Below are 2,748 nucleotides of genomic sequence, written 5' to 3'. Positions count from 1 at the left end.
TAATAAAGGAGAATATATTTTTATCAGAAATAGTGTCCCGGGATTGAGTTCAGTATGCATACCGTATCATGATTAATTTTAGTGCTTTTATTAGTGGGGCCTATAAGGAGATTCAATGAAATATAGTTCAATATTTTCGATGCTTTCATTTTTTATACTATTTGCCTGTAATGAGACAGCTGTTTACGGTTCTGATGAAAACATTATTTTTATGAGGTATGTGGAAAAATTACATTTAGATAAATACTCTGTTAAAAATACGGTAAAAACTGAAACAATGGCGATACAATTAGCTGAAATATATGTTAGGTATCGCTATGGCGAACGGATTGCAGAAGAAGAAAAACCATATTTAATTACGGAACTACCAGATAGTTGGGTTGTTGAGGGAGCAAAGTTACCTTATGAAGTTGCGGGTGGTGTATTTATTATAGAAATTAATAAGAAAAATGGATGTGTTTTGAATTTCCTACATAGTAAATAATGCTGGCGCTGATGGATGCGGATGGAAACATTGCGTGGAGCGGGGAGTATGATGAGTGGGGCAACCAGCTGAATGAAGAGAACCCGCATCACCTGCACCAGCCGTACCGGCTGCCGGGGCAGCAGTATGATAAGGAGTCGGGGCTGTACTACAACCGGAACCGGTACTACGATCCGTTGCAGGGGCGGTATATCACTCAGGACCCGATAGGGCTGGAGGGGGGATGGAGTCTGTATGCGTATCCGCTGAATCCGGTGAATGGTATTGATCCATTAGGGTTAAGTCCCGCAGATGTAGCGCTAATAAGAAGAAAAGATCAACTAAACCATCAAAGAGCATGGGATATATTATCTGATACTTATGAAGATATGAAGAGATTAAATTTAGGTGGGACTGATCAATTTTTCCATTGTATGGCATTTTGTCGAGTGTCTAAATTAAATAACGCTGGTGTTAGCCGATCGGCGAAAGGGCTGGGTTATGAAAAAGAGATTAGAGATTACGGGTTAAATCTGTTCGGTATGTACGGCAGAAAAGTAAAGCTATCCCATTCTGAAATGATTGAAGATAATAAAAAAGACTTGGCTGTAAATGACCATGGGTTGACATGTCCATCAACAACAGATTGCTCAGATAGATGTAGTGATTATATTAATCCAGAGCATAAAAAAACGATAAAGGCTTTACAAGATGCTGGCTATCTCAAGTAATCTATCAAAGATGATAATATTTATTTTTGCTATTATAATCATTGTTGTTTTATGCGTAATTACTTATCTTTATTTATACAAAGATGAATCTCTTGTAAGTAAACATTACATAAACTATATGGCAATACCAGAAAATGATGGAGTTTTTACATGGCTCCCAGATTTTTTTCCGCACGTAGCGGTGGATATATCAATATACACAAATGTAGAAGATGATTATTTTTTTCTTATTTTTCCCTAACAAATGATGATGGGGGTAGGTTTAAGAAAACATTGACAGTGAGGGCCAGGGAACAAGTGGCGAAAATCGTATCAAAGAATGATCCAGATACAAAAAAAGTGTGGTGTAAATATGGTAAGATACCAGGGCAAGGGGATGGTGTAAACCTTTTTTTTGTTGGTGAAATTAATGTTACGCATTATTTTATAACAAATATTGGAGCTGGATTGCCTGATGCTTGTGCAGAGTAATTGCTTGAATTAAGAGTCTATCCCATATCGAAGTCGTCAACTTCGTAGTGAGGAAAAGTAAAATTCCTGACTGAGAAAAGACATGTCGGCTATTGTGTAAAGCCATATAGCTCAGACGATGAATATCTACTCGTATTCAGTTGTTTATTGAGGGTGAGTTCCGACCCTGAAACAACAAATAAAATGAACAGTCAGAGAGTTTACATAGAATTGCACTGGTCTTTTACGATATCTGACATTGTGTAATACATATTCAGCCATGCATTAATTAAAATGTTACGTGTTTAATGTGAGTCCCTATCTGAAAATAAATAATCCTTCCGGATTAAAATAAATTCTTGCCGGGAAAGAAAGAGGAAATAAACCATTAGCGGAAAACCAGCGGCACGCCAGGGTGACATGCCCCAGTACGGCGGCCCGATAGTCCAGGGTTCAGCGGGGGTACTGATAGTCGCGCCGACTGCATCGAGAACTCCATACAACTTTTTACGGAACGTCACCTGATAAAATTTGTTCAGTATCGTCTTTTGAGATTCTCAAGGTTATGGAGTAACCAGACAGAACGGACACCACTGTCGGAGATAAAAACCCCCTGTTTACGCAGCTCGTTGCTGGCCCGGTGCTGACCATGTGTCGGGAAAGCGACGGCGTAATCAACAACAGCCTGTTCAGTTGCCTCATCGGTACGGTTCTTAAGGTTAGGAGCGCGGCGACTACGATTAATCTGCGCATCCACACCGCCTTCAGCGACCAGTTCGCGGTAACGATAAAACGTATCACGCGAAACGCCCATGATTTTACAGGCTTTTGATACGTTGCTGAGTTCTTCAGCCAGATTGAGCAAACCGGCTTTGTGTTTGATGACGGGATTGGCAGTATGAAGCATGAGAGTTACCTCTTGTTTTGGATAAGGATTCGACACTCATATCAAAACCGGTAACTCTCAACCTTTCAAGGCCATGTGTCAGATCAAGTCGCGACTAATACAAATACGTCCCTCATTACCGCGCCTTAACCCATTCCGCCACTTCCGCCCACTCACCGCGAAAGACAACTTTTTCCGCTTTTTTCTCAAGCTGATAG

At 40.4% G+C, this 2,748-nt stretch carries 5 protein-coding genes and 3 pseudogenes; 6 read left to right on the top strand and 2 right to left on the bottom strand.

The genetic code is table 11. From position 1 onward, the window contains the following. The 6 genes and pseudogenes from RTW80_RS31710 to RTW80_RS31705 all read left to right on the top strand — a co-directional run. Positions 1–76, top strand: a 76-nt coding sequence (locus RTW80_RS31710) for a hypothetical protein (RefSeq protein ID WP_375293527.1), incomplete at its 5' end; no start/stop codon positions are given. A 39-nt stretch (positions 77–115) separates the two neighbouring features. After that, the gene (locus RTW80_RS23745) at positions 116–484 is read left to right on the top strand and encodes a YbbC/YhhH family protein (RefSeq protein WP_000877768.1); all 369 of its coding nucleotides are present in this window, start codon (positions 116–118) and stop codon (positions 482–484) included. Positions 485–507: 23 nt separating this feature from the next. Then, positions 508–1,194, top strand: a pseudogene (locus tag RTW80_RS23740) (RHS repeat-associated core domain-containing protein); the annotation flags it as partial. Next, positions 1,175–1,435: a hypothetical protein gene (locus RTW80_RS23735; RefSeq protein ID WP_001320180.1), complete on the top strand. Its 261-nt coding sequence runs from the start codon at positions 1,175–1,177 to the stop codon at positions 1,433–1,435. The pseudogene RTW80_RS23740 and the gene RTW80_RS23735, both read left to right, overlap by 20 nt. Positions 1,436–1,491: 56 nt before the next feature. Then, positions 1,492–1,665, top strand: coding sequence for a hypothetical protein (locus RTW80_RS23730; protein ID WP_001297301.1), 174 nt, complete (start codon positions 1,492–1,494; stop codon positions 1,663–1,665). 366 nt (positions 1,666–2,031) lie between these two features. Further along, positions 2,032–2,127, top strand: a pseudogene (locus RTW80_RS31705) (hypothetical protein); the annotation flags it as partial. A 58-nt stretch (positions 2,128–2,185) separates the two neighbouring features. Here RTW80_RS31705 and RTW80_RS23725 read toward each other — a convergent pair. Both RTW80_RS23725 and RTW80_RS23720 read right to left on the bottom strand, forming a co-directional pair. Then, positions 2,186–2,551: pseudogene (locus tag RTW80_RS23725) on the bottom strand (helix-turn-helix domain-containing protein); the annotation flags it as partial. A 115-nt stretch (positions 2,552–2,666) separates the two neighbouring features. Beyond that, on the bottom strand, positions 2,667–2,748 hold an 82-nt coding region (locus RTW80_RS23720), incomplete at its 5' end, for a hypothetical protein (RefSeq protein WP_229504410.1).

It is taken from the genome of Escherichia sp. AM3 (assembly GCF_032029835.1).
Lineage (GTDB): Bacteria > Pseudomonadota > Gammaproteobacteria > Enterobacterales > Enterobacteriaceae > Escherichia > Escherichia coli.
This window is presented reverse-complemented; position numbering and strand designations above follow the sequence as displayed.